Origin of the sequence: Stenotrophomonas sp. MH181796 (assembly GCF_009659995.1) — a bacterium.
In the GTDB taxonomy this organism is placed as follows: Bacteria; Pseudomonadota; Gammaproteobacteria; order Xanthomonadales; family Xanthomonadaceae; genus Stenotrophomonas; species Stenotrophomonas riyadhensis.
Genome location: NZ_RAHU01000008.1, coordinates 355,278 through 375,936 on the forward strand (window position 1 = coordinate 355,278; position 20,659 = coordinate 375,936).

Here is a 20,659-nt window from a genome sequence, read left to right on the forward strand (position 1 = left end):
GGCGCCCGGCCTTGGGGCGGCGCGGCCGGGCAGCCCTCTTGGTACTGCATCGACCGTCAACACGGGGTAGCAGACCAGAGCAGGGTGCATGGATGGATGACAGCGTGCCACCGTATGGGGTCCCGGACCATACTCAAAACGTCCTAGAATCCGCCTTCCCCCGGCTCCCTGGTGTGTCATGTCGGCTCCCCCCTCTTCGTCTGCGGCTGCCCCCCGGGGTGGCCTTGTCGCGCTGGCACTGCTGCTGGTCTACGTGGTCTGGGGCTCGACCTACCTGGGCATCGCCAAGGCCCTGCACGGCGGCGCACTGCCGCTGACGATGGTCTCGGGCAGCCGCTTCATCATTGCCGGCGGCCTGATGTTCCTTGCGCTGCGCCTGTTCTGGAAGCTGCCGAACCCGACCCTGCGGCAGTGGCGCAACCTGGTCATCATGGGCGTGACCATGCTGGTGCTGGGCAACGGCATGGTGGTGCTGGCCGAGCGTGAGGTGTCCTCGGGCCTGGCCGCCACGGCGGTGGCCTCGGTGCCGCTGTGGATGGCGCTGTTCTCGGCGCTGCGCGGCCAGCACGCCAGCCGTGGCGAGTGGCTGGGCATCGCCATCGGTTTCCTGGGCGTGGTCTGGCTCAACGCCGGCAGCAGCCTGACCGCCTCGCCGACCGGGCTGGTGCTGCTGCTGATCGCGCCGATCGGCTGGGCCTTCGGTTCGGTGTGGGCACGCGGGCTGGACCTGCCGGGCCCGTTCATGACCGCTGCCGGGCAGATGCTCTGCGGTGGCGTGCTGCTGGTGCTGATCGGCCTGGCGGTGGGCGAGCGCCCGACCACGCTGCCCGATACCGGTGGCCTGCTGGCGATGGCCTACCTGTGCGTGTTCGGCTCCATCGTCGCGTTCACCGCCTACGTGTGGCTGCTGCAGAACGTGCGCCCCGCGCTGGCGGGCAGCTACGCGTACGTCAATCCGGTGATCGCGGTGCTGCTGGGCGCACTGCTCAACGGTGAACGCTTCGGCTGGCGCGACCTGTTGGCGATGGTGGTGATTCTTCTGGGTGTGGTGGTGCTGACGATGGCAAGGACGAGAAAGAAATGAGCATGGATGAGAAAGAACAACGCCGGGGCCTGCTGGTCACTGCGTCCACCTTCGTGATCTGGGGCCTGGTGCCGGTGTACTGGCACCTGCTCAACGAGGTGCCTTCGTTCCAGATCATCGCCCACCGCATCATCTGGAGCACCGTGCTGGTGCTGGGCTGGCTGCTGATCAGCTCGCGCCTGGGTTGGTGGCAGAAGATCGCCGCGCAGCCGCGCGCGCTGCCGATCCTGCTGGTGTCGAGCCTGACCATCGCCTTCAACTGGGGCCTGTACATCTGGGCGGTCAACGCCGGCCATGTCATCGAGACCAGCCTGGGCTACTTCATCAACCCGCTGGTGAACGTGCTGCTGGGCGTGCTGGTGCTGAAGGAACGCCTGCGCCGCCTGCAGTGGGTTGCGGTGGCAATGGCGGCGGTGGGCGTGGCCTGGCTGACCATCGACGCCGGCACACCGCCGTGGATCGCGCTGGGCCTGGCCTGTTCGTTCGGCCTGTATGGCCTGTTGCGCAAGCTGGTTTCGGTCGACCCGGTGGCCGGCCTGGGCGTGGAAAGCATGTACCTGTTCCTGCCGGCGCTGGCCTTCGCGATCTGGGCCGAGAACGGCCATGGCGGCGCGTTCTTCCATGGCTGGGGCTGGCGCAACGACCTGCTGCTGATCTTCGGCGGCGCAGTCACCGCCGTGCCGCTGATCGGCTTCGCCTACGGCGTGAAGCGCATTCCGCTGTCGCTGGTCGGCATCCTGCAGTACATCGCGCCGAGCCTGCAGCTGCTGCTGGGTGTGTTCTTCTTCCACGAAGCGTTCGACACCGCAAAGGCGATCGGCTTTGCCGCGATCTGGGCCGGCCTGGTGCTGTTCGTCGGCGACAACATCCGCACGATGCGCGCCAAGCGCTAGCGCCGCGTCCGCTCGGCTGACACGTGTGCACAAAAAAGAGCGGCGCCCCGAGGGGCGCCGCTCTGCTTCCATCCACAGCCAGGAGAGAGTTGGCTGTGACGGGAACGCGGTTGCAGGCTTAGAAGCGCTGCTGGTACTTCATGTACATGAAGCGGCCGATGTCGAAGCCACCGTAGTAGGTGAAGCTGCTGTTCGGCTGGCTGTACATGATCGGACCCTGGTGGTTGAACACGTTGTTCACGCCCAGCGACACGGTGCCATCCCACGGCAGGCTGTAGCGCACCTGCAGGTCGTGGAAGGTGTTGGAGCCCACCTTGTTGGTCGGCGATGCACTGGTGTACGACGAACTGAAGCCCGGCAGGTTGCACTCGTCCATGTACGAGCACTTCTCCTTCATGCTGGAGTAGTAGCGCGCGGTCCAGCCGATGCCGAGGTCGCCGTACTGCCAATCCAGGTTGAAGGTCGAGCGGACGCGGAAGTCGCCGCCCCAGCTGGTGCGCTGCTCCACCGGCGTGGTCGCGGCGTTGTCGTTGCGCTGCTTCAGGTAGTCGGTGTAGGTGGTGTTCCAGTTGACGGCGAACTGGCCGAACGTGGTTTCCGGCAGGCGGTAACGCACGTTGATGTCATAGCCGGCGGTTTCGCGGAAACCGGCATTGACCAGCGAGCGGTCCAGGCTGTTGACCTGGCCGTTGCTGCCACGGGTGAAGCGGCCACAGGCGGCGTCCGAACCCTGCACATAGCACTGCTCGAGAATGCTGTTGGTGGTCTCGGAGACGATGGCGTTGTTGATGCGGATCTTCCACCAGTCGAGGCTGACATCCAGGCCGGCCACGAAGTCCGGGCTGTACACCAGGCCCACGGTCCAGGTCTTGGCGGTTTCCGGCTTCAGCGCCGCGTTGGAACCCGAGTTGAAGTCGACGGTCGACTGCTGGCCCGGCTTGGTGGCAACGGTGCCATCGCTGTTGAGCTGGCGGAAGTTGGCCGGCACCTTCAGCGCCTGGCAACGGGCAGCAACGGTCGGGCTGGTGGCCGCGGTACCGAACGAGGTATCGCACGGATCGGTGAACGAATCGCGGGTGCTGACGGTACCGCCGTACAGGTCATCCACGGTCGGTGCACGGAAGCCGGTGCCGTAGGTGGCGCGTACCAGCAGGCTGTCGATCGGCTTCCACTTCAGGCCGAACTTGCTGTTGGTGGTCGAGCCGAAGTTGTTGTAATCCGAGTAGCGACCGGCCACGTCCAGCGACAGTTCGCGCGCGAACGGCAGATCGGCCAGCAGTGGCACCTGCAGCTCCAGGTAGACCTCGTTGAGCGAGTAGTCGCCACGGGTCGGCTGGCCGGTGGTGCCGGTAATCTCACCCTTCTGCACCCGCATGTCCGGGGTGTAGCTGGCTTCTTCGCTGCGGTGCTCGAAGCCCATCGCGCCCATGATGTCGCCGGCCGGCAGGGTGAACAGCGAACCGGAGATGTTGGCGCTGGCCACCTTGGTGGTGCTCTTCATCTTGTCGACGAAGCGGGCGAACAGGTAGTCCTGTACGTCCTGGTTGCTCAGCGAGCCAGGGCCGGTATAACCCATCGGCGCAGCCGGGTTCCACGGCACGCAGCCGGCGATCACCGCACCCGGTGCGCCGCAGCGGGCCACGTTGCCATCCATGAAGGACGGGCCGACGGCCTGGTTGACGTGCGGCTGGTACATGCTGCCGGTACCGATGCGCTCGCCTTCATTGCGGTTGTACATGTAGCTGACGTTCCAGTCCCAGTACCGCGAACCGGTTTCGAAGCTGCCTTCCAGGCCGATGCTGGCGCGCTTGGTCTCCAGATTGTTCTCGGTGCCGCGCGGCAGCTCCTCGGAGCGGTGCGCGAACAGCACATCCTGGCCCCACAGGTTGAACGTGCTGTCCTTGGACAGGGCGGCACGGCTGCCGTTGCGCGCCTGGGCGGCGCTGACCGAGTACGGGTAGCCGGCTAGCTGCTTGGTCGATTCGCGCTTGCTGTACAGCGCGTCGGCGACGATGCGCAGGTCGTCGGTGATCGAGAAGCCGCCGTTGGCGAACACCGAGGTGCGCTCCAGGCCGGTCAGCAGGCTCATGTTGGTCTTGCTGTTGGCACCATCGGCCGGATCCGGCGCGTGGAAGTTGCCCTTCTGGCTCGGATCGCCGCCCGGGCCCACGGTCAGGTTCTTGCCACCGACGGTGACGTAGCCCCACGGGGTGTTGCCGTTCAGGTTGTCGGTCGGGTGGCGCGGGCCGTTGGGATAGCGGCTGAACTCGCGATCCTTGCCCAGCACTTCGTCTTCCTTGGTGCGCTCGGCACCCACGGTGAACCAGCCGCGGTCGAAGGTCTTGCCGAAGGTGGCGCTGTAGGAACGCTTCTGGCCGTCACCCTGGCCGTACTGGCCGAAGTAGACGCTGGCTTCGCCACCATCGAAGTTCTTGCGGGTGATGATGTTGACCACGCCGGCGACCGCGTCCGAGCCATACAGAGCGGATGCACCGTCGGTCAGCACTTCCACGCGCTCGACGATGGCCGACGGAATCGAGGCCAGGTCGGAGTAGCCGCCGGCGCTGACGCCCATGCGGCGGCCGTCGATCAGCACCAGGCTGCGTTCCGGGCCGAGGTTGCGCAGGCTGACGTACATGCCGCCGAAGTCGCGCGAGGATGTCAGCGAAGACGCGCGGCTCATGCTCGGCGAACCAGCAGCGGGAATGTCCTGCAGGATGTCGGCGACGTTGACGTAGCCCTTCTTCTCGATCTCGGCGCGGTTGAGCGCGATCACCGGCTGTGCGGTCTCGACACTGGCCTGGCGGATGCGCGAGCCGGTGATTTCGATGCGGTCGAGGGTGGTGGTGGCGTCGCCGGTGCTCTGTGCGAAGGCGGGGGTGGTGCAGCTGGCGGCCAGCGCGATGACGATCGCGTTGCGCAGCGGATTGGTTTTCAGGGACATCCGTGAAATCTCGTGCTTCAGAAAAAACATGCGCCCGTTCTGTGGGCGCGTGGGGTGCTGCAAACCAACGTGGGGGCGCGATTCTAGAATGTTTCCATTCGTAACTGTTTATCGCTGTGCCGCGGATGTGCGCGAAAATGAATCGCAACCAACAATCCACAGATGTGATGTGCGCAACGTCACGTGCGTTGCGTTGGCGATGGGCAGAGGCATCGATAGCGGCGGATTTCCCGCAATCTGTAGCAGTGCGTGTGTGCAGGCATCCATCCACGCATGGCGTGGATCTACTGGACGTACTGGTTCATCACCAGGCCCGGCTGCATCGCCCTGAGTAGATCCACGCCATTCGCGGATGACGCGCAAGAAAAAGGGACGGAGCGTTCGCTCCGTCCCCTGCGTGATGCGCAGTCTGTCGCTGCGTGATGCTCAGGTTTCGCGCAGCGCCGTGGTGATGGGTAAACGTGCCGCGCGCAGCGCCGGGAACAGGCCGCCGACCAGGCCGATGCCCAGCGCCCATTTCAGGCCGGTCCACAGCAGTTCCGGCGACACATGGAACTTGAACACCACTGCGCTGAAGTTGCTGCCGATGGTGGACACGCTGTAGCCATTGAACAGCAGCCATGCCACTGCGCAACCGAGCAGGCCGCCGAGCAGGGCCAGCAGCATCGTCTCCAGCATCACCGCCGTCACCACCGGCAGGCCGCGGAAGCCGATCGCGCGCATGGTGGCGATCTCGCGCGCGCGCGTGGCCACTGCTGCATACATGGTGTTGAGCGCACCGAACACCGCACCCACCGCCATGATGGTGCCGATCACCTTGCCGAGGATGTCGATCAGCTTGGTCAGGCCACCGCCCTGCTTGCTGTAGTACACGCGGGTGGTTTCCACGTCCAGTTTCAGGCGCGGGTCGGCAGCGACGGCGGCCTTGAACTGCTCGAAGCCGGGCTTGCCATCGGTGCGCACGCTGATCGACTGCCACGCACTGCGCTGGTAGGTGGTGGCCAGCGTATCGGCGTCGGTCCACAGTTCCGAATCGTGTGCATCGCCGGTGGCGAACACACCGACCACGGTCCAGGTCTGGTTGCCCAGCGTCAGCGTCTTGCCAACGTCCAGATCGCGGAACTGGCCCTTGGCGCCCTGGCCGACCACGATCTCGCGCAGGCCGGTGGCGAACTTGCGGCCTTCGACGATCTTGACCTTGTCATGCACCGCCCACGCCTGCGGGCCGACGCCGCGGAATTGCGCATTGACGTCGGTACCGTCGGACTTCGACACCAGGTTGACCACCTGCGACAGCTCCGGTGACAGCAACGGCCGGCCTTCGGCATCGCGGCTGATGCCGGGCAGGGTGGACAGCGTGGGTACCTGCTCGCGGGTGATGACCGAGTTGGTTTCGGCCTGCGAGCCGCCACGCAGCACGATGGCAGTGGTGTCATCGCCGGTGTTGTTGAGCGTGGCCTGGAAGCCTTCGCCCATCGCCAGCATCGCCACCAGCACGCCGACCACGCCAGCGATGCCGACCACGATCACCGAGGACGCACCCCAGCGCTGCGGCAGGCTGGCCACGCCGATGCGGGTGGCCGCTAGTGCCAGCCGCCCGCCACGGGTCAGCAGCAGCCACAAGGCCACCAGCACGGCGACGGCAAGCACGCCAACCCACGGCAGGCTGATCCACAGCACCAGGCCGATCACCAGCAGCAGCACCGTCACGCCGTTGCCCAGCCACTTCTTGAGTTTGCTCTTGAACATGTCTGCGTTCTCCTCAGCGGCCGGCCAGTGCGTCGACGATCTTCAGGCGCTTGGCACGCAGCGCCGGCAACAGGCCGACGATGATGCCGATCACCACGATCAGGCCCAGCCCCATCAGCCAGGTCGGCGTCGGCACGTGCGGCGGCAGCATGCCCATGCTCTTCGGCCCGATCGCCGGCAGGATCAGGGCGGCCAGGCCCATGCCGATCAGGCCGCCCAGGCCGATCAGCAGCACCGACTCCACCATCACCAGGGTCAGCACGGTGCTGTCCTTGAAGCCGAGCGTCTTCAGCGTGGCCAGCTCCGGCACGCGTTCGCGCACCGCCTGCGCCATGGTGTTGCCGGTCAACAGCAGCAGGGTGAAGAACACCGCACCCATGATCGACGTAACGATCATGCCGATGTCCGCGAACTGCTTGACGAAGGCCTGCTGGAACGCCGATTCGGTCTGGGTCTTGGTCTCGTGGTCGGAGTTGGCCGAGATCGCATCGATGGCCTGCGCCACCCGCGAGGACTGGTCCGGGTTGTCCAGCGTCACCGTGTACCAGCTCACCTGGTTCTTGATGTAGTCGTTGGATTCATCGAAGTACTTCCAGTTCATCATCAGCTGGCGTTCTTCGTTGGCGGCCAGCGCACGGTCCTTGGAGCGGTAGATGCCCTTCAGCTCCAGCGGCCAGTCGTTGCTGCCGCCACGCGGGAAGATGGTTGCCTGCAGCGGGATGGTGTCGCCGATCTTCCAGCCGAACTGCTTGGCCAGGGTCTCGCCGACGATGGCACCGGTGCGGGTCTGTTTCCAGTCCTCCAGCTGTGCCGGATCGATCTGCAGCTCGCGGTAGACATCGAAGTAGTTGGGTGACACCGAGAAGTTCGGGAAGAAGTTCTTCGGGTCCTGGTAGATGCCGCCGAACCACATGCCGTAGGCCACGTCGCGCACGCCGGCCACCTGCCGCACCTGGGCTTCCAGACGGATCGGCAGCGACTGGGTGATCGACAGCCGCGAGGCGACCACCAGCCGGTTGGCGCCTTCCACGCTGCCGCCGGAGGTGAATGCCACGCGTACCGAATCGAGCATGCCGAACAGCAGGAACGCGGCCACCACCGAAAGCAGGGTCAGCAATGTACGGGTGCGGCTGCGGAACAGCTGCGCCCACACCAACGAGAAATATTTCATCGCCGTGGCCTCCGTCAGTGGGCCAGCGGCGCGTCGGCCAGCTCGCCCTTGTCCAGGTGTACCGTGTGCGTGGCGTACTCGGCGGCCTTCGGGTCATGGGTGACCATGATGATGGTCTTGCCGTGCTCGCGGTTGAGCTGCTGCAGCAGGCCGAGGATCTCCTCGGCGGACTGGCGGTCGAGGTCGCCGGTCGGTTCGTCGCAGATCAGGAAAGTCGGGTCGGAGACGATCGCGCGGGCGATCGCCACGCGCTGCTGCTGGCCGCCGGACAGTTCATTCGGGCGGTGGCTGCGGCGGTCGGCCAGGCCGACCAGGGTCAGCGCGATCTCGGCGTTGCGCTTGCGCTGCGCCGCATTGAGATGGGTCAGCAGCAGTGGCAGTTCCACGTTCTTCTGCGCGGTCAGCATCGGCATCAGGTTGTAGAACTGGAACACGAAGCCGACGTGGTGGCTGCGCCAGGTCGACAGCTGGCCGCCACTCATCTGGTCGATGCGCTCGCCTTCGATGCTGATCTCGCCGCCGCTGGGGTTGTCCAGGCCGCCGATCAGGTTGAGCAGGGTGGTCTTGCCTGAGCCGGACGGACCCATCAGTGCGACGAAGTCGCCGCTGGCGATGTCCAGGTCGATGCCGTGCAGCACCTGCACTTTCTCGGGGCCACGCTGGTAGGTCTTGGTGATGTTGCGCAGTGAAACCAGGGTCGACATGGGTGGTTCTCCACGGAAGGCGGGAAACGGGGAAGCGCCACGGCGGGGGCCGCAGGCGTGCGTCGAGCGGTGCTGCCGGCGGCGCCCGTGGGCGCCAGGCCGCTACTGCGCTTGTTTCTGTTGCACCTTGGCGCCATCGCGCAGGGTGTCGGGCGGGTTCACCACCACCGACTCACCCGCGCTGACGCCCTTGAGGATCTGGCGATCCTTGCCCATCGCCTGGCCGGCCTCGACCGTGCGCTGCTGCACGCGGTTCTGGTCGCCCAGCACGAAGGCCACCGAGGCGCCCTCGCGCTGGACCACGGCGCCCGCCGGCACGCGCACGCCCTGCGGCTTGGCCGCCGCCTGCGGCTGCGCCTGCTCCAGGAAGCTGACCCGCACGCCCATCTCCGGCACGATGCGCGGGTCCTTCACCTTCAGTGCCACGCGCACCTTCACCGTGGCCTTGCCGCGGTCGGCGGTGGGGATGATGGCGATCACCTCGCCGGGAATTTTCCACTCCGGATAGGCGTTGAGCGTGGCTTCCACCGGCATCTTCGGCTGCACGCGGCCGATGAAGGCTTCGCCCACCTCGACTTCGATCTCCAGTGAGTCCATGTCGACGATGGTGCCGATGCCGGTACGGGTGAAGCCGCCGCCCGCCGACAGCGGCGAGACGATTTCACCCGGTTGCGCGGCCTTGGCGGTGACCACGCCGGAGAACGGCGCACGCACGATGTTGTTGTCGACGCCCAGGTCGGCGATGGCCAGCTGGTCGTTGGCAACCTTGACGTTGCGCTGCGCGGTATCCAGCTGGGCACGCAGGCTGTCGCGCTGGGCCACGGCCTGGTCGTACTGCGAGCGCGACACCAGCTGCTGGCCGACCAGCGCCTGCAGGCGGCTGGCTTCGGCGGCGGCCTGCTTCTGCTGTGCCTCCAGACCGGCCACCTGGCTGCGTGCGGCCTGCAGCTGCGAGGCATACAGGCTGCGCTGCGCGTCGGCATCGATCGGGTCCAGCGTGGCCATGATCTGGCCCTGCTCCACGCGCATGCCTTCCTCGATCATCACCTCGCGCACCTTGCCAGTGATCTTGGCCGAGACCGTGGCCATGCGCCGGGCGACCACATAGCCGCTGGCATCGAGCACCGAACTGCTGGCGCTGCCCTGCTGGATGGCCACGGCAGGTGCGGTTTCCACCTCCACCGCCGGCGCACGGCCGAACAGGAAGGTGACGGCGGCGGCGACCAGCAGCACGACCACGATGATCGCGATCCACAGCCAGCGGCGGCCACCGCCATTGCTACCGCCACCGGAGGCGGGCGGCGGCGATTTGCGGTCGATGCGGAGTTCCTTCAACAGCTCGGCAGAAGCGTTCATTCGTTCCATCACAGGCGTTCGGGCGGGTGTGGCCGGAAGAGCGGACGGCGGCGGTTCCGGCGGTGGAGCGTGCGGCACAGCATGAAGGCAGGCACAGCGATGACGGCAGTGACAGCTGTCACCCGATGACACTGACGGCGGCAACTGCGAAACGTGACCACGGCGGCACAGGATGGCAACGTCCCCGCTACCGGTACCGCCCATGGATCCGATCGCCCCGTCGCTGGCCCGCCTGCAGCAGGTGCAGGTGCGCTACCGCGACCATACCGCCCTGCAGGGCATCGACCTGCAGGTTCGCGCTGGCCAGGTGCTCGCATTGCTGGGCCGCAACGGTGCCGGCAAGAGTACCGCGATCAGCGTGCTGTTGGGCCTGCGCCGCGCCGACGCCGGCCAGGTCGAGCTGCTTGGCGGTGACCCGCAGCAGCGCGCCAGCTGTATCGGCCTGGGCGTGATGCTGCAGAGCACCAGCCTGCCGCCGATGCTGCAGGTGGACGAACTGGTGGCGCAGGCCAGCGCCTGCTATCCCGACCCGATGCCGTTGCAGGAGGTGCTGCAGCGTGCCGGCCTGCAGGCGCTGGCGCGCCGCCGCTACGGCCAGCTGTCCGGTGGCCAGCAGCGCGCCGTGCAGTTCGCCATCGCCCTTTGTGGCCGCCCGCGCGTGCTGTTCCTGGATGAGCCCACCACCGGCCTGGATATCCAGGCGCGGCAGGCGATGTGGCAGGCAATCCGGCAGCTGGTGGCCGAAGGCTGCGGCGTGCTGCTGACCACCCATTATCTGGAGGAGGCCGAAGCGCTGGCGCAGCAGGTGGTGGTGCTGGAGCAGGGCCGGGTGCTGGCCGATGCACCCTTGAGCGAGCTGCGCCTGGCCGACCGGCCACGCCGCATCCGCTGCCGCAGCGTGCTGACTGCTGAAGACGTACAGCAGTGGCCGGGCGTGCAGGACGTGCAGCGCGACGGCGAGCACCTGCAGCTGCTGGCGAGCCCGGCCGAGCCGGTAGTGGCGCGCCTGCTGGCCGCCGATGCGCAGCTGCGCGAACTGGAAGTACAGGGCGCGGCGCTGGCCGACGCCTTCCTCGACATGACCCGGGAGGCCGCATGAACACGATGACCCGTACCGGCACCACACCCGCGCCGCCATCTGCATGGCGCCAGGCACTGCGCCCGTACCGCGCCGAGCTGATGGCCGAACTGCGCCGCGCCTGGCGCACGCCGGCGTTCGCGGTGCCCTCGCTGCTGTTCCCGGTGCTGTTCTACCTGCTGTTCGGCGTGCTGCTCGGACGTGGTCACGCGCCGCTGTACCTGCTGGCCACCTACTGCGTGTTCGGTGCGATGGCCCCGGCCCTGTTCGGCTTCGGCGTGCAGCTGGCGCTGGACCGAGAAGGCGGCCTGCTGACCCTCAAGCGCGCGCTGCCGATGCCGGCGGCGGCACCGCTGCTGGCGCGGCTGGCGATGGCGGTGATGTTCGCGCTGCTGGTGGCGTTGCTGCTGATCGGCGTGGCGCATGTGCTCGGTGGTGTGCAGCTGCACGCCCTGCAGGTGCTGCAGCTGCTGGCGGTGGCGGGCCTGGCGGCGCTGCCGCTGGGGGCGATCGGCCTGCTGATCGGCAGCCATGTCAGTGCCAGCGCGGCACCGGCGATGGTCAACCTGGTCTACCTGCCGCTGGCCCTGCTGTCGGGCCTGTGGCTGCCGCTGTCGGCGCTGCCCACGCTGTTCTCGACGATGGCCCCACTGTGGCCGACCTGGCATCTGGCGCAGCTGGCGCTGCCGGTGGTCGGGCTGCCGTCGGTGGGCAGCGTGGCCGGCCACCTGCTGGTGCTGCTGGCGGTCACGGTGGTCGCGCTGCTGCTGGCGCGCCGTCGCCTGCGCCGGATCGGCTGAACTGGCATGATCGGCAGCGATCGTCCCCGCCTGGATTCTCCCGTGTCGTCGAGCTGGCTTGCGTCCCTGCTGCGCCCCGCACCGGATTCGGCGGTGGCCGAGCTGCTGCGACGTGGCAAATCGCCCTGGAGCGGTGCGATCCACCTGCTGTGGTCGGTATGGATCTTCCTCACCCCGGTGCTGGGGAACGGCTTCACCCTGCGCTGGCTGTTGCTGACCCTGGTCAGCTATCCGATGTTCCTGCTGTTCTACGCCAAGGTGATGCTGGCGCCACGGCACCATGCATGGCGCTACGCGCTGGGCATGATCGTGATGGCCCTGGTACTGCTGCCGTGGTATCCCTCGGGACTGAGCTATTTCGTGTTCGGCTGCGTGATGATCCGCATGAGCAGCCGCGGCGGCTGGTGGCAGTACCTGCTGCAGCTCACCGGGCTGAACCTTCTGTTCTGCGGCACCGCGCTGTACTTCGGTTATCCGTGGCAGGCCATGGTGTGGATGCCGGCGGTCTCGTTCATCGTCGGGCTGGTGGTGAACGTGGAGGCCCTGAGCCAGCAGCGCGACGTCGCACTGCAGCTGTCCCAGGACGAGGTGCGGCGGCTGGCCACCACCGCCGAGCGCGAGCGTATCGGCCGCGACCTGCACGACCTGCTGGGCCATACCCTGTCGTTGATCACGCTGAAGCTGGAACTGGCGCGCAAGCTGCACGACCGCGGTGATGCACGCGCGCGGCAGGAGATCGGCGAGGCCGAGGACATTGCCCGCGAAGCGCTGGCACAGGTGCGCAGTGCGGTGACCGGCATCCGCGCCAGCGATCTTGCTGGCGAGCTGGCATCGGCGCGCCTGCTGCTGGAATGCCAGCAGGTACATCTGCAGTACACGACGCCACCTGCGATGCCGGTGGACGTGGAACGTGGCCTGGCGCTGGTGCTGCGCGAGGCGGCAACCAACATCGTGCGCCATGCGCAGGCGACCCGGGTACAGGTGGATTTCATGCTTGAGGAACGACAGTTGGCGATGCAGATACGCGATGACGGCCGTGGCGGCGTGCAGGCCGAGGGCAATGGACTTTGCGGCATGCGTGAGCGGGCCGCAGCACTGGGTGGCCAGTTGACGCTGCAGTCGCCGCGCGGGGCGGGCACCGTGCTGACGGTGCGCGTGCCGTTGATGGCCGCGACTACGCCGCTGTCGCCTACGTCGTTGGCGCAGGACGGTGCCGCATGATCCGCATCCTGCTGGCCGAAGACCAGGCGATGGTGCGCGGTGCGTTGTCGGCGCTGCTCGGCCTGGAGCCGGACATCGAAGTGCTGGGCAGCGCCGCCGATGGCGAAACCGCGTGGCGGATGCTGCAGCAGCTGCAGCCGGACATCCTGGTCACCGACATCGAGATGCCGGGCCTGAGCGGACTGGAACTGGCGCAGCGCATCGCCCGCCAGGAACTGCCGATCAAGGTGGTGATCGTGACCACCTTCGCCCGTGCCGGCTTCCTGCGTCGCGCGCTGGAGGCGGGGGTGCTGGGCTACCTGCTGAAGGACGCACCGGCCGAGAACCTGGCCGATGCCCTGCGCAAGGTGAAGCAGGGCATCCGCGCGATCGACCCGCAGCTGGCACTGGATGCGTGGTCGCAGGCCGACCCGCTGACCGACCGCGAACGCCGCGTGCTGCGGCTGGCGGGCGAGGGCCGCACCGCCAGCGAGATCGCCGAGCAGCTGGGGTTGTCGCACGGTACGGTGCGCAACTACCTGTCCGAGTGCATCGGCAAGCTGGGCGTGGCCAATCGGATCGAGGCGTACCGGCTGGCGCGGCAGAAGGGGTGGTTGTAGGGGCGGCCTGCCTTTCCCGGTGATGTCATTTCCGCGACCGCGGGGGGTGTCACTTTCTTTGCTCGTGCACCACGCTGCAGGAGCAGCGTGGAACGGCGTAGCCGGCCCGCAGGGTGGCGCACATGGATGTGCGCCATCAAGAAAGTAACCAAAGAAACGCTCCGCCGGCCGCGAGCCGGCGTGCTGCGCACGCCGGTGCCCTGCGCTCCTCGGTCCGTCGAGGGACGGCGCGGGAACTCGCTGCGCTCAGACACCCGCACCTCTTCGCCCTCGCCGGACCTGCGGTGCTCGGCTCGCTCAAGGCGGACTTGAAGGGCAAGATCAACAGCTAGAGCATCCACGCATGGCGTGGATCTACTGGGTGCAGCTGTGGCATTTGACCTTGGGTCCGCCTTGAGCGAGCCGAGCATCGCAGGGGAATCAGGGGCGAAGAGGCGCCGGTGTTTGAGCGCAGCGAGTTCGGCGCCGTCCCCTGATTCACCGAGAAGCACAGGGCACCGGTGCGCAGCACCGGCTCGCGCTCTGGCGGCGCGTTTCTTTTGGTTACTTTTCTTTTCGCGCGAAAAGAAAAGTGACACCCCCCGCGGTCGCGGAAACAATCCGCCGGGAACGCCCGGCGAACCCGATCAATCCTTCCCGCGCGCCATCGCCTGGAACACGCCATCCCGCCGCACCCACAGGTGGAACAGCGCCGCACCCACATGCATCAGCACCGTGGCGAACAACACATATGCCAGCAGGCTGTGCGCATTGCGCAACGCGGCATACAGCGCCGGGGTGTGCGGCACGATCGGCGGCAGGTGCAGGCCGCCCCACAGCACGATCGGGTAACCGCCGGCCGACAGCATCGCCCAGCCGATCAGCGGCATCGCCAGCATCAGCGCGTACAGCATCCAGTGCGAGGCCTTGGCCGCCATCACCTGCCACACCGGAAGATCCGCCGGCAGCGGTGGCGGGCGATGGCGCAGCCGGTTGTACAGGCGCAGCAGCACCAGTACGCCGATCGCGATGCCCAACGGGCGATGCAGATCGATCAGCATCGGCCGCAGGTGCAGCGAGGCGACCATGGTCACGCCGATGAACAGCATGGCGATGATCATCAGTGCCATGGACCAGTGCAGCACCCGCGCCAGCAGGTTGAAGTGGCCGTTGCCGGTGCTCATCGTGCGGCCTCCTTCGGTTGCTCGACGTTGCCGGTGGCGCGCTCGCGTTCGCGGCGGTTGAAGGATTGCGAATACACCGCCGAGCGGGCCGCCAGGATCGGATCGTCACTGCCACGCACGCCACTGGGCAGGATCAGCGGATCGAAGTTGATCTGGCCGCACGCGCCTTGTTCCTGCGACTGCATGCGGTCCAGGCTGAGTACGCCGGCCACCACCTGATCACGCGATTCGGGCCACGGTACCGACGGATCATCGATGGCATCGCCAGGCTCGGCGGTGGTCACGACCAGGTTCCAGCGCACCGGGCCGCTGGCCAGGCGCTGCTGCAGTTCCTGGCTGAGGAAATCGACGCTGGCCTGCTTGCGGGTTTCCGCATCCATCTCGACCACCGGCGCCTGCGGTTGCCAGCGCCAGCGCACCGCGCGCTTCTGGCCCTGCGCGTTGGTGAACCAGAAGCTGTTGACGCTGTTGAAAGTGGTGTCGGCCCAGCTGCTGGTCCACGGCGCCGTCTTGGCCCACTGCTGGAAAGCCTGCGCACTGGGGTACCTGGCCAGTACGGCGGCCATCTTCTGCGGGTCGGGCTTGCCGGTGGCCGGGTCGGGGATGGCGGCGCGCGTCTGCTCGTAGAACGCCTCGGCGTTGGGCACGGCGAAGAACGGGAAGCTGTTCATCGCCATGCGCCATTCCTGGCCATCATCGCTGACCATCTGCACCGCGAGGCTGCGTACGCGTGCGGTGTTGTCGGCGCCGTAGGGATCGCCGCCGCCGATCGACAGGCGGCCCATCACCGGTACGCGTGACTGCGAGAACACGCGGGCGCTGGACAGGGTAGGGGCCTGCGCACTGGGTTCGAACCAACCGCTTACGCAGATGCCCTTGCTGTGCGCACGACGGAACCCGGGATGGGCGGGGCCGGTAGCTTCGATGGTGTCGGTGAAGCGCTGCGCGGTCAGGCGGTCGCCAATCCAGCCGGCCAGCCAGGCGAAGGCCAGCGCCACCGCACCCAGAATGAGTGCGATCAGTGCGATCCAGGGCAGCGGCGAATGCCTGCGCGGTGCGCCCGGCGTCTGGCCAGCGCGGGTGTAGCGGAAGAGCGACATGGTCGGAGTCCTGCCTTCACGGAGCGTGTGGGTGGTCGACCCACACATCCTCGCAGAACCCTTCCAGGCCCGGTATTCAATTTTTCGTCAAGTTTGCCGGGGACGGCGTGCCGACCAAGGTCGGCACCCACCCGATCAGTTGTAGCGCTGCTTCAGCATCGCCCACGCCGAACGCAGCGCCAGCGCTTCGCCACCGGCCGGACGGCCCGGGCGTTCGCCGTCGTTCCAGGCGTACACGTCCAGGTGCGCCCAGCGCTGGCCGTCTTCCAGGAAACGCTCCAGGTACAGCGCGGCGGTCACCGAGCCGGCCATGCGCGAACCGGCGTTGGCCAGGTCGGCGATGCCGCTGCTCAGGTAACGCAGGTAGGGGCGCCACAGCGGCATGCGCCAGACCGGGTCGCGTGTCGCGTCGCCGGCCTGCAGCCACTGCTGGGCCACGCTGTCGTCGTTGCTGAAGAGCGCCGGCAGGTCCGGGCCCAGCGCAATGCGCGCGGCGCCGGTGAGGGTGGCGAAGTCCAGCACCAGGTCCGGTTTCTGCTCGCTGGCGAAGGTCAGCGCATCGCACAGGATCACGCGGCCTTCGGCGTCAGTGTTGTCGATCTCCACGCTCAGGCCCTTGCGGGTGGCGATCACTTCGCCCGGGCGGAAGGCATCCGGTCCGATCGCGTTTTCCACTGCCGGCACCAGCAGGGTCAGCCGCACCGGCAGGCCGCGCGCCATCACCAGGCCGGCCAGGGCCAGCGCGTGTGCCGCACCGCCCATGTCCTTCTTCATGTTGCGCATGCCGTCGGCGGGCTTGATGTCCAGGCCGCCGGTATCGAAGCACACGCCCTTGCCGACCAGCACCAGCGCCGGATCGGTGTCCTTGCCCCAGCGCAGCACGACCAGGCGCGGTGCGCGGTGCGAGGCGCGGCCCACGGCGTGGATGGCCGGGAAGTTCTGCTTCAGCAGTTCATCGCCGGTGATCGCATCGACCTGCGCACCATGTGCATCGGCCAGCGCGCGCGCGGCATCTTCCAGCTGCTGCGGGCCCATGTCTTCGGTCGGGGTGTTGACCCAGTCACGCACGCGCAGGCTGGCGGCGATCAGGTCGGCCACTTCACCGGACGGTGCAGCCACCAGCTGAGCCGGGGCGCGGTTGCGCTTGCGGTAGCGGTCGAAGCGGTAGCTGCCCAGGCCCCAGCCCAGCTGCAGCAGCGCTTGTTCGGCGGCCGGCAGTTCGCTGGCCAGCTGCCACACGCTGCCCTCCGGCAGCGCGTGCGGGGCATGCGCATAGCTGTAGGCATCACCACGATCACCCACACCCATCACCGCACCGGCCAGGCCATCGGTGCCGGGCAGCAGGGCCACGCTGTGCGCGCCGGCGGTGAAACCCTGCGACGCCAGCCATGCCTGGGTGGCGGCCGGCTGGCCTGCCTTCCAGGACGCGAACTGCTCGCGGTCCAGCACGTACAGCGGCAGTGCTGCGGCGGTGTCGGCGGTGAAGCCTGTGATCTCGCTCATGCGTCAGATACTCCGGGGTGCGGCGGCATCGAGGTTGGCATCCAACCAGTCGGCCAAACCGGTGAGGGTGTCGAACTGCAGGTCCGGCTGCAGCTGCGGATGGGTCCAGGTGGCTGCTTCGCGGTTGATCCAGCACCCGCGCAGGCCGGCGGCGATCGCCCCGGCCACGTCCATTTCGGCATGGTCGCCGACGTGCAGTACCTGTGCCGGCGCCACACCCAGGCGGGTGCAGGCGGCATGGAAGATGCTCGCCTCCGGCTTGGCTGCGCCGTGTTCGCGCGCGCCCAGCTGGAAGGCGAAATGATGGGCCAGGCCGATTCGCTCCAGATCGGCATTGCCGTTGCTCAGCGCCGCCACCGGCACCCGCGCGGCAATCCGCGCCAGTGCGTCGATCGCATCGGGGTAGCACTCGACCTGGTTGCGCGCGGCGTAGAACACTTCATACGCCGGTTCCAGCAGCTCCAGGCTGGCACCGCTGGTGTGCAGCGCTTCGTGCAGGGTCAGCCGGCGCAGTGCGCTCAGGTCGTGATGGAGGTGCGGATGGGCGTGGTACAGGCGCTCGCGCAGTTCGCGCATCGCCGCCACCGGATACATTTCGGCGGTGGCGGGGCTGTGTTCACGCATCCACTCGTGCAGGACCAGGTCGATGCGGGCGCCGATCGGAGCGAACGGCCACAGCGTGTCGTCAAGGTCGAGGGTGATGGCTTGGACTGGGAAATTCACCCCGCCATTCTACCCCTGCCCGCACGGGCTTTCATTCCAGCAGCCGCGCCCAGCCCTGCATGCCGTCCAGCCGTGCCAGCACCAGCTTGATGCAGACCAGCAGCGGCACCGCCAGCAGCAGGCCGATCATGCCCCAGGCCCAGCCGAACACCATCAGCGCCAGGATCAGCACCAGCGGTGACAGCTTCATGCGCCGGCCCAGCACGATCGGGGTCACCATCTGCCCTTCCAGGGTGTGCAGGCCCAGATAGGCGGCGGCCGGCAGCAGGGCCTGCAGGGGGTCGCGGAACTCGACGAAGCCCATCAGCAGCATCAGCGCCACGCCGATCAGCGGACCGACATACGGGGCGAAATTCAGCAATGCAGCCACCGTGCCCCACAGCAGGGCTTCCTGCAGACCGATGCCGAACAGCATCAACACACCGGCGAACACCAGCCCGACCAGGGTGTTGATCACGCTGATGGTCAGCACGTAGCGAGAGACCTCGCGCTCGATCGACCGCAGGATGTCGCTGGTGAAGCGCTGCTGCTGGCGGTTCGGGAACAGGGCGATCGCTGCGCGTTGCAGGCTCTGCCCGTAGATCATGAAGAACAGGGTCAGCAGCACCACCGCCAGTACCGAAGCCGCCAGCCGCGGCGCGCGGGTCAGCATGCGGTACGGGTCGTCCAGCTGGGTGCGGATCACCTGCACCTTGTGGTTGCTGTCACCACCGGCCACGCGCGCGAAGTTCTCCGCCGCCTGGTTGGCCTGCTGCACCGGCTTGGTCAGGTCCTGCACCTGACGGGCGACCTTGCGCAGCTGCTGTGGGGCTTCCTGCGCCCATTCCATCGCCGGGCCGATCAGCTGCACGGCCAATGAACCGGTCACGCCCAGGCCCGCACCGAGGATCAACAGTGCGCCCAGCGCGCGCGGAATCCACAGCTTCTGCAGCAGGCGCAGGATCGGGTTGCCGACCAGCGCGAAGAACATCGCCAGCAGCACCGGCAGGATGATGTCCTGTGCGGCCCACAGCGTGTAGCCCACCGCCAGGGTCGCAAGCACCACCAGCGACATCGGCCCGCGCGGGCGCGACGGCGGTGGCAGCGCTGCCTCTGGCTCGTCGGGGCCGGCCGGTGGCGGGGACAGGAGGGACTCGCTCATCGACGCATCAACCGGAAAGGGGAGCGCATTATCCGCCGGCCGCGATCGGCGCGGCGGATTTCGTGGATCAACGTTCGGACAGCTCGGTGGCGGCCTCGGCCGGGCGCGGTTCGCGCAGTTCCGGTTCCGCGGCGGATTGCGCCGCTGGTGCCGGCCGAGCGGTGGATGCCGACGCGGTCGCCTGCACCTGCTCACTGGCTTCGTCGGCTTCTTCGGCCGCGTCGTCGGCGCTGGCTGCCGCCTGCGCCGCCATCGCCGTGGCGAACGCGGCCTGCGCGCTGGCGAACAGGTTCGAGACCGAACCCACCATCTGCAGCCAGCGGGCACCGTTGACCTTGCCGGGTACTTCCAGCTTGCCGGCAATGAAGCCACCGGCCAGACCGACCACCACGATGCGCAGCGGTGACCAGCCCTGTCGCCAGACCTGGCTGAGCGTGGACCAGTGGTCCTGGGTTTCAACCAGGCGCACGGTCACCACCTGTTCGCAGCGTTTCACCCGCCGTTGCAGCGCACCGAACTTCATGGCTTGCCCTCCGGCAGCTGCACATCGGCATCGGGATCGTCTTCGCTGGGCTCGTCGAACAGGCCCAGGCGTGACAGCTGGCGCCGGGTGGCGTGCATGCCGGTGTGGTGGAAGAAGTAGGACACCCGCCAGATCGCGTAACCGGTGACGGCCAGGCTGAGCAACGAGGTGATCAGCAGGGCCTGCAGCCAGCTCAGGCCCCAGCTCTGCAGCAGGGCGATGAGGGTGGCGGCCATCAGCAGCCAGGCAGAGGCACCGAACACGATCGCCACGCCGGCCCAGGCCAGCGCACGGCCGAACGCGCTGCGTGCCAGTGCGAAGTCGGCCGAGGCCAACCGGCGCAGCGAACGCAGCGAATGCTTGGCCGAATCGGCAGCGGCACGACCGGCCGCGCCGACCTGGCGGATGCTCTCATCCAGCGGCGGGGTGGCCGCCGGATCAGGGGCTTGCGCGTTGTCTTCGCTCACGCCGCGGCTTACTTGTCGCTGCTGCCGCGGGCCAGCTTGGCGATGATCCAGCCGGCAGCGAAGGCGACGCCGAACGAGGCCAGCGGACGCTCACGGATCAGCTCGGCGGCGCTGTCGATCAGGTCCTTGCCCTTGTCCATCAGTGCGTCGACCTGTTCCTTGGCAGCGGCACCACCGAACTCGGCGGCGGCCAGGCCGGACAGCGCGCTGTCGGACAGTTCGGCCTTGACGTTGGCCTTGCCGATGCGCAGTTCGTCGGTCGCGGCACCGGTTGCGCCCTTGATCGCACCGCCGGCGGCCGTGGCGGCCTGCTTCAGGTGGGAACCGGCTTCACCCAGGTGTTCCTTCAGGTTCTCGGTATTGGTGGGGCTCATCGAATCACTCCTGTTGCGATGGGGGAACGGGTGTCGGCGGTGCCGACCTGGACTGACAGCAATAGC

Annotated in this window: 19 protein-coding genes; 6 read left to right on the forward strand and 13 right to left on the reverse strand. The window is 67.6% G+C overall.

Annotated elements, in window-relative coordinates; all coding sequences use genetic code 11:
- The first annotated feature begins 178 nt into the window (after positions 1-178).
- Positions 179-1,084: a drug/metabolite exporter YedA gene (gene yedA, locus D5301_RS20945; RefSeq protein ID WP_049462312.1), complete on the forward strand. Its 906-nt coding sequence runs from the start codon at positions 179-181 to the stop codon at positions 1,082-1,084.
- A complete protein-coding gene (gene rarD, locus D5301_RS20950) occupies positions 1,081-1,977 on the forward strand; it encodes an EamA family transporter RarD (protein ID WP_032128173.1) in 897 nt (298 codons plus the stop codon). Before yedA ends, rarD begins: the two co-directional genes overlap by 4 nt.
- Before the next feature lie 118 nt (positions 1,978-2,095).
- Here rarD and D5301_RS20955 read toward each other — a convergent pair whose 3' ends face one another.
- The 5 genes from D5301_RS20955 to D5301_RS20975 form a co-directional block, all read right to left on the reverse strand.
- Positions 2,096-4,921, reverse strand: coding sequence for a TonB-dependent receptor (locus D5301_RS20955; protein WP_153856756.1), 2,826 nt, complete (start codon positions 4,919-4,921; stop codon positions 2,096-2,098).
- Between the two features lie 426 nt (positions 4,922-5,347).
- Positions 5,348-6,670, reverse strand: coding sequence for an ABC transporter permease (locus D5301_RS20960; protein WP_153856757.1), 1,323 nt, complete (start codon positions 6,668-6,670; stop codon positions 5,348-5,350).
- A 13-nt stretch (positions 6,671-6,683) separates the two neighbouring features.
- Positions 6,684-7,841, reverse strand: coding sequence for an ABC transporter permease (locus tag D5301_RS20965; protein WP_032128170.1), 1,158 nt, complete (start codon positions 7,839-7,841; stop codon positions 6,684-6,686).
- A 14-nt stretch (positions 7,842-7,855) separates the two neighbouring features.
- On the reverse strand, positions 7,856-8,545 hold the full coding sequence (locus D5301_RS20970; protein ID WP_049399872.1) for an ABC transporter ATP-binding protein: 690 nt from the start codon (positions 8,543-8,545) through the stop codon (positions 7,856-7,858).
- 102 nt (positions 8,546-8,647) lie between these two features.
- Positions 8,648-9,901 (reverse strand): efflux RND transporter periplasmic adaptor subunit, encoded by a 1,254-nt coding sequence (locus tag D5301_RS20975; protein WP_110710784.1) that lies wholly within the window; start codon positions 9,899-9,901, stop codon positions 8,648-8,650.
- 202 nt (positions 9,902-10,103) lie between these two features.
- On the opposite strand from D5301_RS20975, the gene D5301_RS20980 reads away from it, so the two are divergent.
- From D5301_RS20980 to D5301_RS20995, 4 genes are read left to right on the forward strand one after another with little or no spacing between them, the layout of a single operon-like run.
- On the forward strand, positions 10,104-11,000 hold the full coding sequence (locus tag D5301_RS20980; protein WP_153856758.1) for an ABC transporter ATP-binding protein: 897 nt from the start codon (positions 10,104-10,106) through the stop codon (positions 10,998-11,000).
- Positions 10,997-11,779 (forward strand): ABC transporter permease, encoded by a 783-nt coding sequence (locus D5301_RS20985; RefSeq protein WP_049399875.1) that lies wholly within the window; start codon positions 10,997-10,999, stop codon positions 11,777-11,779. Before D5301_RS20980 ends, D5301_RS20985 begins: the two co-directional genes overlap by 4 nt.
- 6 nt (positions 11,780-11,785) lie before the next feature.
- Positions 11,786-13,000, forward strand: coding sequence for a sensor histidine kinase (locus tag D5301_RS20990; RefSeq protein WP_153856759.1), 1,215 nt, complete (start codon positions 11,786-11,788; stop codon positions 12,998-13,000).
- Positions 12,997-13,599, forward strand: a complete 603-nt coding sequence (locus D5301_RS20995) for a response regulator transcription factor (RefSeq protein WP_014035676.1) — start codon at positions 12,997-12,999, stop codon at positions 13,597-13,599. Before D5301_RS20990 ends, D5301_RS20995 begins: the two co-directional genes overlap by 4 nt.
- 626 nt (positions 13,600-14,225) lie before the next feature.
- On the opposite strand, the gene D5301_RS21000 is transcribed toward D5301_RS20995, so the two are convergent.
- The 8 genes from D5301_RS21000 to D5301_RS21035 form a co-directional block, all read right to left on the reverse strand.
- Positions 14,226-14,762 (reverse strand): cytochrome b, encoded by a 537-nt coding sequence (locus D5301_RS21000; RefSeq protein WP_012509795.1) that lies wholly within the window; start codon positions 14,760-14,762, stop codon positions 14,226-14,228.
- Complete coding sequence (locus tag D5301_RS21005) at positions 14,759-15,862, reverse strand: catalase family peroxidase (protein ID WP_110710788.1); 1,104 nt, start codon at positions 15,860-15,862, stop codon at positions 14,759-14,761. The genes D5301_RS21000 and D5301_RS21005 overlap by 4 nt, the downstream gene beginning before the upstream one ends.
- 135 nt (positions 15,863-15,997) lie before the next feature.
- The gene (locus D5301_RS21010) at positions 15,998-17,365 is read right to left on the reverse strand and encodes a M17 family metallopeptidase (protein WP_153856760.1); all 1,368 of its coding nucleotides are present in this window, start codon (positions 17,363-17,365) and stop codon (positions 15,998-16,000) included.
- 3 nt (positions 17,366-17,368) lie between these two features.
- Entirely contained in the window at positions 17,369-18,088 is a 720-nt protein-coding gene (locus D5301_RS21015; RefSeq protein ID WP_164162262.1) for an HAD-IA family hydrolase, read from the reverse strand.
- A gap of 31 nt (positions 18,089-18,119) precedes the next feature.
- The gene (locus tag D5301_RS21020; RefSeq protein WP_110710791.1) at positions 18,120-19,229 is read right to left on the reverse strand and encodes an AI-2E family transporter; all 1,110 of its coding nucleotides are present in this window, start codon (positions 19,227-19,229) and stop codon (positions 18,120-18,122) included.
- Positions 19,230-19,296: 67 nt separating this feature from the next.
- Positions 19,297-19,752, reverse strand: coding sequence for a protein sip-5 (locus tag D5301_RS21025; RefSeq protein WP_110710792.1), 456 nt, complete (start codon positions 19,750-19,752; stop codon positions 19,297-19,299).
- Positions 19,749-20,219 carry a phage holin family protein gene (locus D5301_RS21030; protein WP_004153834.1) on the reverse strand — a complete coding sequence of 157 codons (471 nt, stop codon included), beginning with the start codon at positions 20,217-20,219 and terminating at the stop codon, positions 19,749-19,751. Before D5301_RS21030 ends, D5301_RS21025 begins: the two co-directional genes overlap by 4 nt.
- Before the next feature lie 8 nt (positions 20,220-20,227).
- A complete protein-coding gene (locus D5301_RS21035) occupies positions 20,228-20,593 on the reverse strand; it encodes a hypothetical protein (RefSeq protein WP_004153835.1) in 366 nt (121 codons plus the stop codon).
- Between the last annotated feature and the right edge of the window lie 66 nt (positions 20,594-20,659).

Bases quoted from the DNA above. Each gene is read 5' to 3' on its own strand.
- D5301_RS20955 (WP_153856756.1), bottom strand. From the start codon at position 4,921: ATGTCCCTGAAAACCAATCCGCTGCGCAACGCGATCGTCATCGCGCTG.
- D5301_RS20965 (WP_032128170.1), bottom strand. From the start codon at position 7,841: ATGAAATATTTCTCGTTGGTGTGGGCGCAGCTGTTCCGCAGCCGCACC.
- D5301_RS20970 (WP_049399872.1), bottom strand. From the start codon at position 8,545: ATGTCGACCCTGGTTTCACTGCGCAACATCACCAAGACCTACCAGCGT.
- D5301_RS20980 (WP_153856758.1), top strand. From the start codon at position 10,104: ATGGATCCGATCGCCCCGTCGCTGGCCCGCCTGCAGCAGGTGCAGGTG.
- D5301_RS20995 (WP_014035676.1), top strand. From the start codon at position 12,997: ATGATCCGCATCCTGCTGGCCGAAGACCAGGCGATGGTGCGCGGTGCG.
- D5301_RS20975 (WP_110710784.1), bottom strand. From the start codon at position 9,901: ATGAACGCTTCTGCCGAGCTGTTGAAGGAACTCCGCATCGACCGCAAA.
- D5301_RS20960 (WP_153856757.1), bottom strand. From the start codon at position 6,670: ATGTTCAAGAGCAAACTCAAGAAGTGGCTGGGCAACGGCGTGACGGTG.
- D5301_RS21020 (WP_110710791.1), bottom strand. From the start codon at position 19,229: ATGAGCGAGTCCCTCCTGTCCCCGCCACCGGCCGGCCCCGACGAGCCA.
- rarD (WP_032128173.1), top strand. From the start codon at position 1,081: ATGAGCATGGATGAGAAAGAACAACGCCGGGGCCTGCTGGTCACTGCG.
- yedA (WP_049462312.1), top strand. From the start codon at position 179: ATGTCGGCTCCCCCCTCTTCGTCTGCGGCTGCCCCCCGGGGTGGCCTT.
- D5301_RS21025 (WP_110710792.1), bottom strand. From the start codon at position 19,752: ATGAAGTTCGGTGCGCTGCAACGGCGGGTGAAACGCTGCGAACAGGTG.
- D5301_RS21000 (WP_012509795.1), bottom strand. From the start codon at position 14,762: ATGAGCACCGGCAACGGCCACTTCAACCTGCTGGCGCGGGTGCTGCAC.
- D5301_RS20990 (WP_153856759.1), top strand. From the start codon at position 11,786: ATGATCGGCAGCGATCGTCCCCGCCTGGATTCTCCCGTGTCGTCGAGC.
- D5301_RS20985 (WP_049399875.1), top strand. From the start codon at position 10,997: ATGAACACGATGACCCGTACCGGCACCACACCCGCGCCGCCATCTGCA.
- D5301_RS21005 (WP_110710788.1), bottom strand. From the start codon at position 15,862: ATGTCGCTCTTCCGCTACACCCGCGCTGGCCAGACGCCGGGCGCACCG.
- D5301_RS21035 (WP_004153835.1), bottom strand. From the start codon at position 20,593: ATGAGCCCCACCAATACCGAGAACCTGAAGGAACACCTGGGTGAAGCC.
- D5301_RS21010 (WP_153856760.1), bottom strand. From the start codon at position 17,365: ATGAGCGAGATCACAGGCTTCACCGCCGACACCGCCGCAGCACTGCCG.